Consider the following 13,910-nt stretch of genomic DNA (forward strand, 5'->3'; position numbering starts at 1 on the left):
CCTTGGGTACTGCTTATCCGGTCGTCTGCCGGCGCCGCGCCGCCCTCACGGGCGGCATACGCCGTCACGGCCAGGAGATCTGGCCGAGCCGGGCAACTCAGGCCGCGGTGACGTTCTCCGCCTGCGGACCCTTCGGGCCCTGCGTCACGTCGAAGGTGACCGCCTGGTTCTCCTCCAGGGAACGGAAACCGTTCGCGTTGATCGCGGAGTAGTGAACGAACACATCGGGACCGCCGCCGTCCTGGGCGATGAAACCAAAGCCCTTTTCGGCGTTGAACCACTTGACGGTTCCGGTAGCCATAAGCCCTCCTTGGGCCTATAAGGGTTGCCCTGCTCCAGAAGCCACTGAAGAACTCTGAAAACGACGAGAGCCCGCGGTCACATGCTCCGCAGGCTCTGTACTGCAAGGGAAACCAAACTGCAACTTGCTGTGAGCGTAGCACGGTGCCCACCGGAGTGGAAGGGTGATCATGTTCCGGCGCGCCCGTCCGGGTGAGCACCCCCGAGGAGGCGAGCCGGACCTGCGGGGATAGCCTCGCGAGGTGGACACCAATGACGCTGACCAGCCCGTCGCCGAGCCCCTGCGGAGGCGGCCCCGCGTCGGGCACATCCAGTTCCTCAACTGCCTGCCCCTCTACTGGGGACTCGCCCGCACCGGCACCCTGCTGGACCTGGAGCTCACCAAGGACACCCCGGAGAAACTGAGTGAACAGCTGGTGAACGGGGATCTCGATATCGGCCCGATCACCCTCGTGGAATTCCTCCGCAACGCCGACCGGCTGGTCGCGCTGCCCGATATCGCGGTGGGCTGCGACGGGCCGGTGATGTCCTGCGTGATCGTCTCCAAGGTGCCGCTGGACGCCCTCGACGGCGAGCGCGTCGCCCTCGGCTCCACGTCCCGCACCTCGGTGCGGCTGGCCCAGCTGCTGCTCGCCGAACGCCACGGCCTCGCCCCCGACTACTACACCTGCCCGCCCGACCTCGGCCTGATGATGCAGGAGGCCCAGGCCGCCGTGCTGATCGGCGACGCCGCGCTGCGCGCCTCCCTGCACGACGCGCCCCGGCTCGGCCTCCGGGTCCACGACCTCGGGCTGATGTGGAAGGAGTGGACGGGTCTGCCGTTCGTCTTCGCCGTCTTCGCCGCCCGCCGCGACTACCTGGAACGCGAGCCGGAGACAGTGCGGGAGGTCCACCGGGCCTTCCTCGCCTCCCGCGACCTGTCCCTCGAGGAGGTCGGCAAGGTGGCCGAGCAGGCGGCACGCTGGGAGGCGTTCGACGCCGGACTGCTGGAGCGCTACTTCACCACCCTGGACTTCCGGCTGGACCCCGAACAGCTCCACGGAATCGCCGAGTTCGCCCGCCGGACCGGACCCACCACCGGATTCCCGGCCGATGTGCGCGTCGAGCTCCTGAGCCGGGGTCGCACCCCCTCGCCGTACCGCCCCGGCCCGCCCGACCGGACGGACTGACCTGCCGAAAGGCCGTACGGGCACTGGCGTACGCTGGATCGGACGCCGTGCCGCCGCGTGGCGACCGGCCCGACCGCCAGGCCCGACCGACCCGACCGCAAGCCCGAGAGGACCGCCCGGTGACCGATAACGCCGACCTCCAGTCCGTACTCGACCGCGCCGCCGGGGGCGGGCGGATCAGCGAGGAGGAGGCGTTGGAGCTCTACCGGCACGCCCCGCTGCACGCGCTGGGTCAGGCGGCCGACACGGCACGCCGCCGCCGGTACGCGGGCACCGAGCACATCGCCACGTACATCATCGAGCGGAACATCAACTACACCAACGTCTGTGTGACCGCCTGCCGGTTCTGCGCCTTCTACGCCGCGCCCAAGGACACGGACAGGGGCTGGACGCGGGACCTGGACGACATCCTGCGCCGCTGCGAGGAGACCGTGGCGCTGGGCGGCACCCAGATCATGTTCCAGGGCGGCCACCACCCCGACTTCGGCGTGGAGTACTACGAGGAGCACTTCTCGGCGATCAAGAAGCGCTTCCCCGAGCTGGTGATCCACTCCCTGGGCGCCTCCGAGGTCGAGCACATGGCACGGATCTCGGGCGTGACGGTGGAGGACGCGATCCGCCGCATCCACGACGCCGGCCTGGACTCCTTCGCCGGAGCCGGCGCCGAACTGCTCCCCGAACGCCCGCGCAGGGCGATCGCACCGCTGAAGGAGTCCGGCGAACGCTGGCTGGAGATCATGGAGACCGCCCACCGGCTGGGCGTGGAGTCCACCTCCACCATGCTGATGGGCACCGGCGAGACCAACGCCGAGCGCATCGAGCACCTGCGGATGATCCGGGACGTGCAGGACCGCACCGGCGGCTTCCGCGCCTTCATCCCGTACACCTACCAGCCGGAGAACAACCACCTCAAGGGCCGCACCCAGGCCACGCTCTTCGAGTACCTGCGCATCCTGGCCGTCGCCCGGCTCTTCCTGGACAACGTCGCCCACATCCAGGGCTCCTGGCTGACGACGGGCAAGGAGATCGGCCAGCTCTCCCTCCACTACGGCGCGGACGACCTGGGCTCGGTGATGCTGGAGGAGAACGTCGTCTCCTCGGCCGGGGCGAAGCACCGCTCCAACCGCATGGAGCTGATCGACCTCATCCGCAAGGCCGGACGCGTCCCGGCACAGCGCTCGACGACGTACGAGCACCTGGTCGTCCACGGGGACCCGGCAGAGGACCCGGTGGACGACCGCGTCGTCTCCCACCTGTCCTCCACCGCGATCGAGGGCGGCACCGCGCACCCCGAACTGAGGCTCGTCGACGCCAACTGACCCCGCCCCGACCGAATCGCCCGCCACCGTGCTGACCATCCACACTCCGCTCGCCGTCCGCCCCACCGAGGACGGTGAGCCGCTGGACGGGCACGCGGTGGCGGTCGCGGGTGGCCGGATCGTGGCGATCGGCCCCGCCGACGGGCTCGCCGGGGCGTACCCGGCCGCCCGTGTCCGCCACTGGCCCGGCGAACTGGCCCCCGGCCGCTGCGCGGTGGACGCGGTGGCCCGGCTGGAGGCCGCCTACCACCCGGACCCGCGCGAGGTCGGTCTGCCCGGCATCCCCGACACCGAACCGCTCACGGGCTCCGCCCTGGCGGCCCTCCCGATGGACGAGATGCGCTGGGGCCACAGCGCCCGTCGCGGTCTGCAGCGTCTGCTGCGGGAGGGTGTCACCTCCGTCGTCGGCCCCTTCACCCGCCCTTCGGTGCGCACCGCCGTCCAGCGCTCGGGCCTGACCGTCCTGCCCGCCCTCCGCACCGCCGCGCTCTCCGCAGGCGCCCGCGCGGACTTCGCCGTCCACGCCGCGGACGGCAGCTGCCTCGCCACGGTCCTCGCCGGCCGCCTCCTCCACCGCCGCACCTGACCCTCCGGGCCTCCGAGGTCCCGCCGAACCGGCCTTTCGAAGCCGCGCCGGAACCCCGCACGTCAGAACTCAGGTGGCGGGTCCCTCTGAAGCGCGACCCGGTTCACGCTCCTTTGATCTCCTTCAGCCTGGTGTCCTCCATGTGCTCAACCTCGTTCGCGCACCCCATCCCGACAGCGAGCTTCTCCGCTGCCGAGGCGAGAATAATCGCCCGGGTCCTGGTCTCCAGCCCCAGGTCGTCCACCATTGTGAGACGGATACTGTGCTCATCGCCGGATTCGTCAGCCAGCGCGGGCAGGATGCAAGGCGCGCCCAGTTTCATCACCTCTCCCCTCTCTTCGAGAACAATATCGCTTCCCATGAGATATTTTTTCTTGTCTTCCCCGACAGGAGGGCGAGGCAGGGTAGGTCGATCCATGCGGCGAAAGTCGATCCTAATGGAGGAGTTTTCTTCACCGACTCCCTCGTAGACCTTACAGATAGTGGCCAGGGTGGAATTACTGGAGCCTTCCGCGCCTTTTACGGACTCCTCCCCCGTGATTGAAAATCTCTCACTGGAATCGTGTTCATAAATTCTTCCGTCGCTCAACTTCTCTTTCATTTCTTTTTCGGGGGACCCCTTGAATATTCCTTCGCAAGCCTGGTTTACGGCAACCTCCGGATACCAAGCCTGATCGGGGCTGCTGTCCGTGTTGCAGGACGTCACTAGAACTACGGAACCCATCAGAAAGGCGATGCGGTGAACTGTGGATTGTGATCCATTTCCCATGGTTCTCATCTTTCGAAGATCGTTTCTGTCAAGTCGCCGCCGTCGTTGTATCGACCCTCGATGTCAACGTTATACGGCCAGTCACTGCTTTCCGGGATCTTGCGAGCTTCGACAAAAGCATCCAATGGACTCATCGACCTATCGCTTCCGCGTTGGGTGAATTCCAGGAGGTTGATCTTGTTCCTTTCTTCGAACTCCTTCATTCTTTCTTCCATCTGACGGTTCATGGAGTTTTCGTACTGTGTCTCTATGGCGCCTGCTGCAGTCTCGATCAGCGCGGGAACGACGAAGGAGACCACTGGAGACTTGACGGTTTCAAAGGGGAGGGAAAGCAAATCACTGCCGAGGCCGACTCCTTGCTCAACCGCAAAACTTTCCCAGGCGGATGCTTCGGCTAGTTTTCTCTCAGCCTCTTCGGATTTATCCCCGTATTCATCCAGTACGGCAAAGGACCGGGCGCTGTCAAGTATTCCGTTCGCCTTCGCTCCCGTCTCAAGAATTATCCGAGCTTCGCGGTCGGGTTCGGAGTGTGACCTAAGAAGGCTTGAGGTGAACTCTTGTTGCGCCGAGGCCATTATCTCGTAGTTCCCTTCGTGCTGCCCGACGTAGGCCATGAATTTAGCGGCCTCCATGGGTTTTAGTTCTACATGCCCAGACCCTTCCTCGCTTCCTTCTGTGAACCCTTTGCTGTGCTGAAACGCGGCATCTCGAGTGCCTGCACTGTAGTCGGCTCCCCCGAAGTCGGAGATGGACCAGTTGAGATCGTCAATGTAGCCGACTCCTGCTTTTGCGATGCTATCTCCGATTCCGGGTCGCTCGCTGATGTAACCCGGGTTTTCTGTTACAATGTTCACAACCTTAGACATGACGTTCGCGGTGCCGTCATTCCTGTTCAGTCCGGCCTCGGGCTGGTCGTATGGGATTCCGAGAGTGGCGGCCTCCAGGGCGTGACCCAACTCGTCATACCTAAATTCAGAACTTCCCTTCTTTCCTTCCGTGGAGTCTTTGAACCACTCGCGCTCCTCCATGATGTATTTTATATATTCAGGTTCGCCTTCCTTCTTCCCTCCTTCCCATAGGAACATTTCCTTGGACGCCTCTGGGTTGTGCCCCAAGGCTTCCATGTAGCCGACCATTGGGTCGTTCCCTGAGTCACTCCCGAAACTGAGTCGAGCTTTGTGGTCATCTACGTACCAGAGTTCCTTTAGGTCACCTTCATGTTTCATTTCGAAGCTGTACAGCTCTTTTCCGTAGTCCTTCAGGAAGCCGGTTTCATACTCGCCGTGGCGCATCATGCTGCTCATGATGGAGAAACCGTAGGATCCCTGACTCGACAGCATCGCTGTTTCGCCTGAATGGACGAAATAAATACGCTCGTCCCCGAGGTCGACCATCTTCTTCTTCCACTCCTGCATGGCTTCGCTCTTGGAGTGGGAGGCGGCGGCAAGGGTGTGGGAGAGGGACTTCTGAATGCCGGCCAAGGTTTTCAGCGCATCCTTGTCGGAGTGATGGCGTTGGTCGGCGATGCCCTGCCAGAAGCGCAGGGTGCCCTCGGGACCCGCTCTGACGGCGAACCGTTCGGCGAAATAGGGGTCACCCTCGTGCTTCCGGGCCAGGCGGTTGAACTGTTCGAGCTGTTCGTCGGTGATGCCGGGGCCGAGAGAGGTGAGCTTGACGAGGGTGTCGGCGTCCTTGCGGGCCCGGTCCCGTCCCTGCCGGGCTTCCCGGACGCTGCGGAACATGTCGGGATGGAAGCCGGGGGAACGCCCGTTGGGGTCCTGGGAGAGGGCCCAGTGCAGTGCGGTGTCCGCATCGGTCGCGTCTTCGAGGGCCGCTTTGACGCGGTCGTTGTAACCGCGGATCACGTCCTCGTAGGCCTGCTTGAGGACGGCGAGCCGCTCGGGCTTCTTCGTGTCGTCCGGGTCCAGGTACACCAGCCCGGCGGAGGAGAGTCTGAGATTCCTGTCCTCGGCCACCTCGTCGGCGACGTTCCGGAGTCGCTTCCGGGCGGAGCGGAAGCTCTCCAGAGCGCTGTCGAGCAGCCGGTGGACGTCGGCGGCCTCGTCCGCGGCGTTCCCCATCTGCTTCTGCACCTGGCCGAACTTCTTGAACGCGGCCTTCGCGGCCTCCCCCTCCCAGTCGGAGGCGCGCAGGGCGTCGGCCACCTCGGTCCTGAAGGACGTGGCGATGGTGGTGAACTTGCCCGGCAGGTTCTTCCACCTGGCCACAGCCTCCGACAGCGGTGCGAGGTCGGCGTCTTTGACCGTGCTGTAGCTCAGTGTCACCCGTCCGAACCCTTCCCGTCCTCCATCTTGAGACCGTCGATCACCCTGGCCCGGTCGCCGTCCTCCTGCTGGAGTTCGCCGGCAGCGGCGCGCAGAGGCTTGGCCACCCCGTTGTCCAGCAATCCCTGGAGGTACTTCATCTGCTCCTCCCAGCGTTCCCGGAAGGTCGTGAACGCGGTGGCGGACCTGAAGCCGGCGAGGCCTGCGGGGACTTCCCCGGTCTGCTTGATGACGGCGTTGTCCGCGTCGGCGAAGTCGCCGCGGATGGTGTCGGTCCTGCCCGCGCGTTTGATGAGCTCGCCCGGGGTGACGTGGAGGGTTTTGTTCGCGCCGCCACCGCCACCGCCTCCGTCGAGTGTGTTGAGACGGGTGCGGGCCGCCTGCTCGCGCGTGGCCTTCGCCACGAGCCGGGCCCACTCTTCGTCGAACGACACGATCTCCCCCATGATGACGGTCAACACATCTACGGGAACAGTGTGTAACGCACCCGCGGGAGACACCGCAAAGAGCTTGGGCGTGGCCTGACGGGATCGGCCGGATCCCAGCGGTCGCGGACCCCGTGTCGGCCGGCCGGTTCGCGATGGCGTGCCACAGCTCCGTGCGCCCGTGCGCCGGGAACCCGGGGCGGGGCGGGGCGAGGTCATGGGGGTGGTGCTGGGAGGATGGGCGCATGACGCGCGCATCCCTGGACAAGCAGCCCAACGAAGTCGCCGCGATGTTCGACAAGGTGGCGGCCCGGTACGACATCACCAACGACGTGCTGTCCCTGGGGCAGAGCCGGCTGTGGCGGCGCGAGGTCGCCCGTGCCGTGGACGCGCGGCCGGGGGAGCGGGTGCTGGACCTGGCGGCCGGGACGGGGACGTCCTCGGTGCTGTTCGCGACCGCCGGGGCGTACACCGTGCCGTGCGACTTCTCCCTCGGGATGCTGCGGGAGGGCAAGAAGCGCGAACCGTGGATGCCGTTCACGGCCGGGGACGCGACCCGGCTGCCGTTCGCCGACGACGCGTTCGACGCCGTCACCATCTCCTTCGGGCTGCGCAACGTCCAGGACACCGGCGCCGCGCTGCGCGAGATGCTGCGGGTGACCAAGCCCGGCGGCCGGGTCGTCATCTGCGAGTTCAGCCATCCCACCCGGGCGCCGCTGCGCACGGTCTACACCGAGTACCTGATGCGGGCCCTGCCGCCCGTGGCGGAGGCCGTCTCCAGCAACCCGGAGGCGTACGTCTACCTCGCCGAGTCCATCCGTGCCTGGCCCGACCAGCCCGGCCTGGCCCGCGGGCTCCAGGACGCCGGGTGGGAGAGGGTCGCCTGGCGCGATCTGACGGGCGGGATCGTCGCCCTGCACCGGGGGTTCGCCCCGTAGGACCGGGAACGGACCGGGCCGGGACGGCAGAGTGATCGGTGGCGGGGGCGGGAGTTTTCGCACGCGCATCCCTGTTCCCGGCGGGCCGGGGGCCCCTGCATAGACTGCTTCCGTCCAGTGCCCGGCGCGACCGGCACGTTGAACACCGAGTCCTGCGGGAGTCCGTCGTGACCGAGTCCCCCTCGAAGGCAGCCTCCGAGCACAGCGCCGATGTGATCGTGGTGGGAGCCGGCCCCGCCGGCTCCACCACCGCCTACCACCTGGCCCGCTCCGGGCTCGACGTCCTGCTGCTGGAGAAGACGGCCTTCCCCCGGGAGAAGGTCTGCGGCGACGGGCTGACCCCGCGCGCGGTCAAGCAGCTCGTGGCGATGGGCATCGACGTCTCCGAGGAGGCGGGCTGGCTGCGCAACAAGGGTCTGCGGATCATCGCCGGCGGCACCCGGCTCCAGCTCGACTGGCCGGAGCTGGCGAGCTACCCGGACTACGGGCTGGTCCGCAGGCGCGACGACTTCGACGAGCAGCTCGCCCGGCAGGCCGAGAAGGCGGGGGCGCGGCTGTACGAGCGGTGCAACGTCGGTGCGCCGATCACCGACGGGCGCACCGGCCGGATCACCGGTGTGGAGGCGAAACTGGGCGAGGAGAAGACGCCGGCCTCCTTCCACGCCCCGCTGGTGGTCGCCGCGGACGGCAACTCCACGCGGCTGTCGCTGGCGATGGGCCTGCACCGGCGCGAGGACCGTCCGATGGGCGTGGCCGTGCGCACGTACTTCACCTCGCCGCGCCACGACGACGACTACCTGGAGTCCTGGCTGGAGTTGTGGGACCGGCGGGGGACGGAGGACCGGCTGCTGCCCGGCTACGGCTGGGTCTTCGGCATGGGCGACGGCACCTCCAACGTCGGCCTGGGCGTGCTCAACACCTCCGCCTCCTTCAAGGAGCTGGACTGGCGCGAGGTCCTCAAGGCGTGGTGCGCCTCGATGCCCGAGGAGTGGGGGTACACACCCGAGAACATGACCGGCCCGATCCGCGGCGCGGCCCTGCCGATGGCCTTCAACCGGCAGCCGCACTACACGCGGGGGCTGCTGCTGGTCGGTGACGCGGGCGGCATGGTCAACCCGTTCAACGGCGAGGGCATCGCGTACGCCATGGAGTCCGGGCAGATCGCGGCCGACGTCATCGTCCAGGCCCACGCCCGGCGGAGCCCGGCACAGCGCGAGCTGGTGCTGCGGCGCTACCCGAGGATCCTCAAGGACACCTACGGCGGCTACTACACGCTGGGCCGCGCCTTCGTGAAGCTGATCGGCAACCCCAGGGTCATGAAACTGGCGGCCGAGCGGGGTCTGACCCACCCGGTGCTGATGCGCTTCACGCTGAAGCTGCTGGCCAACCTGACGGACCCGACGGGCGGCGACGCGATGGACCGGATCATCAACGGGCTGACGAAGGCCGCCCCCCGCGCATAGCGGGCGCGGGCCCGTACGGCGCGGGGCGGACACGTGCGGTCCCGCCCGGGAATCCCGGGCGGGACCGCACGTGTGCTCGTCACGGGGACACCGGAGGCGTCACAGCACGCGCATCGCGCCCGTCGGCATGTCGTAGCTCATGTCGCGCTCGACGACGCCGGTGGAGGGGTTCTGGGCGCCTATGAAGCGGCCGTTGCCGATGTAGACGGCGACGTGGTACGCGCTGCCGGCGCTGCCCCAGTAGAGGATGTCGCCCGGCCGCACGCTGCTCAGGGAGACCTGGGTGCCCGCGGTGGACTGCGGCTGCGAGGTCCTCGGGAGGCTGATCCCGACCTGGCGGAAGGCGGCCTGGGTGAGGCTGGAGCAGTCGTAGGCGCTCGGGCCGGTGGCGCCCATGACGTAGGCCTTGCCGACCTGCGCGCGCAGGAAGCTCACCAGGGTCGCCGCGTTGCCGCCGCCGGCCGGCGCGGAGGCGGAGGGGGTGGCGGGGGCCGCGGTCTCGGCGGGGGCGGCGCTGAGGGTGGTGCGCCGGGAATCGCGCGCCGCGCGCTCCCGGGCGGCGCGCTCACGCTCGGCCTCGGCGGCCTCCGCCGCCCTGCGTTCGGCCTCGGCCTTCTTCTTCTCGGCCAGTTCTCCGGCCCGCTCCATGGCCTGCTCGGCGGCCAGGGTCCGCGCGGCCTCGGTCTCGTACCGGGTGGCGACCGTCCGGCTGGCGTCGGCGGCCCGCAGGGTGCCGGTGGCCGCGTCGGGGACGATCGCGGGCGTCTCGGCGGTGTCGGCGGCCGTCCTCCTCTCCTCGGCGGAGGAGGGCGCGGCCGCGGCGGTCACCGCGAGAGTGCTGAGGACGCCACCGGCAACGCCCGTGCGCAGCAGGGGGTTCCTGCCGGCTCGACGGGGTTTCCGGTGGCTGGGTATGTGGGCGGTCTGGGACATGCCACCACGGCTATCAGCCGCGGGAGGTCCCGTTCAACAAAGGTGTGTTGCGACACACTCGGCGTGTACGCGCCCACTTCGAGCGGAGTCGGGCGCTCCGGAGGGCTCTTCCGGAAGTCGATCATTGCCCCGTTAAGAGGCCGTGACCATGACATTGTCCGATTGATCCACTTCGCTCCGCGCGTCTAGCACGAGTGGTCGTCCCCCCGCAAAGGCGGCCCCGCGCCGGGGAGGGCGGGCGTGGCGGAGGTCACAGATTGAGCACGGATTCACGATCTTGCCGCGACGGTGGTCCGGGGAGGCCGCGGGGGCGGCCCCGGGGTCTCGTCCAGGGCCTCGTCCGGATTTCGTTCCGCATCGTCTAGCGGGTCCGGACGTCCAGGGCAAATTTGCTTGTAGCGGACATCATTTGATAGGGCGAAACCTCTCCGACCAGCGAAGACGCATCGGATTATCACGTGTGGTGATCAGTCGGCCGCTTCGCGTGTGAAGATCGCCGTCCATCCGGCTTCATGATCATTCGTCAGGTGGTGGAGATCACAAACTTGTTGCCGTACCCCGTGTCGCAGATCACAGAAGGGCGGGCATAGGATGCAGTCGACTCGGGCTTGTGAACTGCCTCACATGTGCACGATCTTCGTGAACGGAACACCGGTCCGAAAACGGCCCGCAACGGCCCGCCGGCAGCGTCGTCGACTGGAAGGAGCGAGGAGCGGTGAACGTCTACGCGCCCATCCTCGTACTGGGAGCGCTCGGGGCAGCCTTCGCTGTCTTCTCCGTGGTCATGGCCTCGATCGTCGGCCCCAAGCGCTACAACAGGGCCAAGCTCGAGGCGTACGAGTGCGGCATCGAGCCCACTCCGCAGGCAGCGGGGGGCGGGCGCTTCCCGATCAAGTACTACCTGACGGCGATGCTCTTCATCGTCTTCGACATCGAGATCGTCTTCCTCTACCCCTGGGCCGTCACCTTCGACGTCCTGGGGCTGTTCGGGCTCGTGGAGATGCTGCTCTTCGTGCTCACCGTCTTCGTCGCCTACGCCTACGTCTGGCGGCGCGGCGGCCTGGAATGGGACTAGGGGCGTACACATGGGTATCGAAGAGAAACTGCCGAGCGGCTTCCTGCTGACCACCGTCGAGCAGGCCGCGGGCTGGGTGCGCAAGTCGTCGGTCTTCCCGGCGACCTTCGGACTGGCCTGCTGCGCCATCGAGATGATGACCACCGGCGCCGGCCGCTACGACCTCGCCCGCTTCGGGATGGAGGTCTTCCGCGGCTCGCCGAGGCAGGCGGACCTGATGATCGTGGCCGGCCGGGTCAGCCAGAAGATGGCGCCGGTCCTGCGCCAGGTCTACGACCAGATGCCGAACCCCAAGTGGGTCATCTCCATGGGCGTCTGCGCCTCCTCGGGCGGAATGTTCAACAACTACGCGATCGTGCAGGGCGTCGACCACATCGTGCCGGTCGACATCTACCTGCCCGGCTGCCCGCCGCGCCCCGAGATGCTGCTGGACGCGATCCTCAAGCTCCACCAGAAGATCCAGGGCGAGAAGCTCGGGGTCAACCGGGAGCAGGCCGCCCGCGAGGCGGAGGAGGCGGCGCTCAAGGCGCTTCCGACGATCGAGATGAAGGGGCTGCTCCGATGAGCGAGGCACAGGACAACGGCAACGGCGCCGTCCCCTCGCCGCGCGGCGGGACGGGCGAGGTGATCGACGTCCGCCGGGGCATGTTCGGCGCCAAGGAGGGCGGCGACACCTCCGGCTACGGCGGGCTGGTGCGCACCGTGCGGCTGCCGGGCGCGTCGAGCCGGCCGTACGGCGGCTGGTTCGACGAGGTGGCCGACGAGCTGGAGGGCGCGCTCGAGGAGCAGGGCCTGGTGCCCGAGGAGGTGATCGAGGAGACGGTCGTGGACCGCGGCGAGATCACCTTCCACATCGCCCGCGACCACCTGCCGGTCACCGCCCGCGTCCTGCGCGACGACCCCGCGCTCCGCTTCGAGATGTGCACCGGCGTCAGCGGCGTCCACTTCCCCGGCGACTCCGGGCGCGAACTGCACGCCGTCTACCATCTGCGCTCGATCACCCACAACCGGCTGATCCGGCTGGAGGTGAGCGTGCCCGACGGCGACCCGCACATTCCGTCGATCGTCTCGGTCTACCCGGCCAACGACTGGCACGAGCGCGAGGCGTACGACTTCTTCGGCATCGTCTTCGACGGCCATCCCGCGCTCACGCGGATCATGATGCCCGACGACTGGCAGGGCTTCCCACAGCGCAAGGACTACCCCCTCGGCGGCATCCCCGTCGAGTACAAGGGCGCCCAGATCCCGGCTCCCGACCAGCGGAGGTCGTACAGCTGATGAGCACCTCGCACGCAACCCCGCACGCGACGGACCCCACCGCCTCGCAGGCCAGCGCCCGCGAGACCACCGAGGGCACCGTCTACACCGTCACCGGCGGCGACTGGGACGAGATCGCCACCGTCGCCGCCAGGGGCGACGACGAGAAGATCATCGTCAACATGGGCCCGCAGCACCCGTCCACGCACGGCGTGCTCCGGCTCATCCTGGAGATCGACGGCGAGACGGTCACCGAGGCCCGCTGCGGCATCGGCTACCTGCACACCGGCATCGAGAAGAACCTCGAGTACCGCACCTGGACGCAGGGCACGACCTTCGTGACGCGCATGGACTACCTCACGCCGTTCTTCAACGAGACGGCGTACTGCCTGGCGGTGGAGAGGCTGCTGGGCATCGAGGGCGAGGTGCCCGGCCGCGCCGACGTCATCCGCGTGATGATGATGGAGCTCAACCGGATCTCCTCCCATCTGGTGGCCATCGCCACCGGCGGCATGGAGCTGGGCGCCACCACGGTGATGATCTACGGCTTCCGGGACCGCGAACTGGTCCTGGACCTCTTCGAACTCATCACCGGCCTGCGGATGAACCACGCCTACATCCGGCCCGGCGGCCTCGCCCAGGACCTGCCGGCCGGCGCGGTGGACCAGGTCCGCGAGTTCGTCAAGAAGATGCGGAAGAACCTGCCGGAGTACGACAAGCTCTGCACCGGCAACCCCGTCTTCAAGGCACGCCTGCAGGATGTCGGCCACCTGGACCTGGCCGGCTGCATGGCGCTCGGCGCCACCGGCCCCATCCTGCGCTCCACCGGACTCCCGCACGACCTGCGCAAGGCCCAGCCGTACTGCGGCTACGAGACCTACGACTTCGACGTCCCCACCGACACCACCTGCGACTCCTACGGCCGCTTCCTGATCCGGCTGGAGGAGATGCGCCAGTCGCTGCGGATCGTCGAGCAGTGCCTGGACCGGCTGGAGCCCGGCCCGGTGATGGTCGGCGACAAGAAGATCGCCTGGCCCGCGCAGCTCGCGCTCGGCCCGGACGGGCTCGGCAACTCGCTGGACCACATCAGGAACATCATGGGCACCTCGATGGAGGCCCTCATCCACCACTTCAAGCTGGTGACCGAGGGCTTCCGGGTGCCGCCGGGCCAGGCGTACGCCGCGGTGGAGTCCGCCAAGGGCGAACTGGGCGTGCACGTGGTCAGCGACGGCGGCACCCGCCCGTTCCGGGTCCACTTCCGGGACCCGTCCTTCACCAACCTGCAGTCCATGGCGGCGATGTGCGAGGGCGGCCAGGTCGCCGACGTCATCGTCGCCGTCGCGTCCATCGACCCCGTGATGGGAGGCGTCGACCGGTGACAGACGTATCGC

14 protein-coding genes are annotated in these 13,910 nt (G+C 67.8%); 9 read left to right on the plus strand and 5 right to left on the minus strand.

All coding sequences use genetic code 11. The features are described 5' to 3' along the window. Positions 1-97: 97 nt before the first annotated feature. Complete coding sequence (locus AC2CJA_RS00175) at positions 98-301, minus strand: cold-shock protein (protein ID WP_093660436.1); 204 nt, start codon at positions 299-301, stop codon at positions 98-100. Positions 302-542: 241 nt separating this feature from the next. Between AC2CJA_RS00175 and AC2CJA_RS00180 the strand changes: the two genes are divergently transcribed. The 3 genes from AC2CJA_RS00180 to AC2CJA_RS00190 all read left to right on the plus strand — a co-directional run bounded on the left by AC2CJA_RS00180 (position 543) and on the right by AC2CJA_RS00190 (position 3,374). Next, on the plus strand, positions 543-1,469 hold the full coding sequence (locus tag AC2CJA_RS00180; RefSeq protein WP_484600556.1) for a menaquinone biosynthetic enzyme MqnA/MqnD family protein: 927 nt from the start codon (positions 543-545) through the stop codon (positions 1,467-1,469). A gap of 119 nt (positions 1,470-1,588) precedes the next feature. Continuing rightward, positions 1,589-2,788, plus strand: a complete 1,200-nt coding sequence (gene mqnC / locus AC2CJA_RS00185) for a cyclic dehypoxanthinyl futalosine synthase (protein ID WP_484600557.1) — start codon at positions 1,589-1,591, stop codon at positions 2,786-2,788. 28 nt (positions 2,789-2,816) lie between these two features. Beyond that, positions 2,817-3,374 carry an imidazolonepropionase-like domain-containing protein gene (locus tag AC2CJA_RS00190; protein ID WP_484600558.1) on the plus strand — a complete coding sequence of 186 codons (558 nt, stop codon included), beginning with the start codon at positions 2,817-2,819 and terminating at the stop codon, positions 3,372-3,374. Between the two features lie 103 nt (positions 3,375-3,477). On the opposite strand, the gene AC2CJA_RS00195 is transcribed toward AC2CJA_RS00190, so the two are convergent. Genes AC2CJA_RS00195 through AC2CJA_RS00205 form a run of 3 tightly spaced genes read right to left on the minus strand, consistent with a single transcriptional unit; the run spans position 3,478 to position 6,886 of the window. Continuing rightward, positions 3,478-4,152, minus strand: coding sequence for a hypothetical protein (locus AC2CJA_RS00195; protein ID WP_484600559.1), 675 nt, complete (start codon positions 4,150-4,152; stop codon positions 3,478-3,480). After that, complete coding sequence (locus AC2CJA_RS00200; protein ID WP_484600560.1) at positions 4,149-6,428, minus strand: PPE domain-containing protein; 2,280 nt, start codon at positions 6,426-6,428, stop codon at positions 4,149-4,151. Before AC2CJA_RS00200 ends, AC2CJA_RS00195 begins: the two co-directional genes overlap by 4 nt. Next, positions 6,425-6,886 (minus strand): type VII secretion target, encoded by a 462-nt coding sequence (locus AC2CJA_RS00205; RefSeq protein ID WP_484600561.1) that lies wholly within the window; start codon positions 6,884-6,886, stop codon positions 6,425-6,427. Before AC2CJA_RS00205 ends, AC2CJA_RS00200 begins: the two co-directional genes overlap by 4 nt. Before the next feature lie 212 nt (positions 6,887-7,098). Between AC2CJA_RS00205 and AC2CJA_RS00210 the strand changes: the two genes are divergently transcribed. Together AC2CJA_RS00210 and AC2CJA_RS00215 are read left to right on the plus strand one after the other, a co-directional pair. After that, positions 7,099-7,791, plus strand: coding sequence for a demethylmenaquinone methyltransferase (locus tag AC2CJA_RS00210; protein ID WP_484600562.1), 693 nt, complete (start codon positions 7,099-7,101; stop codon positions 7,789-7,791). Between the two features lie 167 nt (positions 7,792-7,958). After that, entirely contained in the window at positions 7,959-9,254 is a 1,296-nt protein-coding gene (locus AC2CJA_RS00215; protein WP_484600563.1) for a geranylgeranyl reductase family protein, read from the plus strand. A gap of 99 nt (positions 9,255-9,353) precedes the next feature. Here AC2CJA_RS00215 and AC2CJA_RS00220 read toward each other — a convergent pair whose 3' ends face one another. Next, positions 9,354-10,187 (minus strand): C40 family peptidase, encoded by an 834-nt coding sequence (locus AC2CJA_RS00220; RefSeq protein WP_484600564.1) that lies wholly within the window; start codon positions 10,185-10,187, stop codon positions 9,354-9,356. A 715-nt stretch (positions 10,188-10,902) separates the two neighbouring features. Here AC2CJA_RS00220 and AC2CJA_RS00225 point away from each other — a divergent pair. Genes AC2CJA_RS00225 through AC2CJA_RS00240 form a run of 4 tightly spaced genes read left to right on the plus strand, consistent with a single transcriptional unit; the run spans position 10,903 to position 13,898 of the window. Continuing rightward, a complete protein-coding gene (locus AC2CJA_RS00225) occupies positions 10,903-11,262 on the plus strand; it encodes an NADH-quinone oxidoreductase subunit A (protein WP_206348966.1) in 360 nt (119 codons plus the stop codon). Between the two features lie 10 nt (positions 11,263-11,272). Then, on the plus strand, positions 11,273-11,827 hold the full coding sequence (locus AC2CJA_RS00230; protein WP_093660456.1) for a NuoB/complex I 20 kDa subunit family protein: 555 nt from the start codon (positions 11,273-11,275) through the stop codon (positions 11,825-11,827). Further along, positions 11,824-12,540 (plus strand): NADH-quinone oxidoreductase subunit C, encoded by a 717-nt coding sequence (locus AC2CJA_RS00235; protein WP_241717492.1) that lies wholly within the window; start codon positions 11,824-11,826, stop codon positions 12,538-12,540. The genes AC2CJA_RS00230 and AC2CJA_RS00235 overlap by 4 nt, the downstream gene beginning before the upstream one ends. Beyond that, complete coding sequence (locus AC2CJA_RS00240) at positions 12,540-13,898, plus strand: NADH-quinone oxidoreductase subunit D (RefSeq protein ID WP_484600565.1); 1,359 nt, start codon at positions 12,540-12,542, stop codon at positions 13,896-13,898. Before AC2CJA_RS00235 ends, AC2CJA_RS00240 begins: the two co-directional genes overlap by 1 nt. Positions 13,899-13,910 lie beyond the last annotated feature (12 nt).

The sequence above is a fragment of the Streptomyces sp. ATLC9 genome (assembly GCF_057196705.1).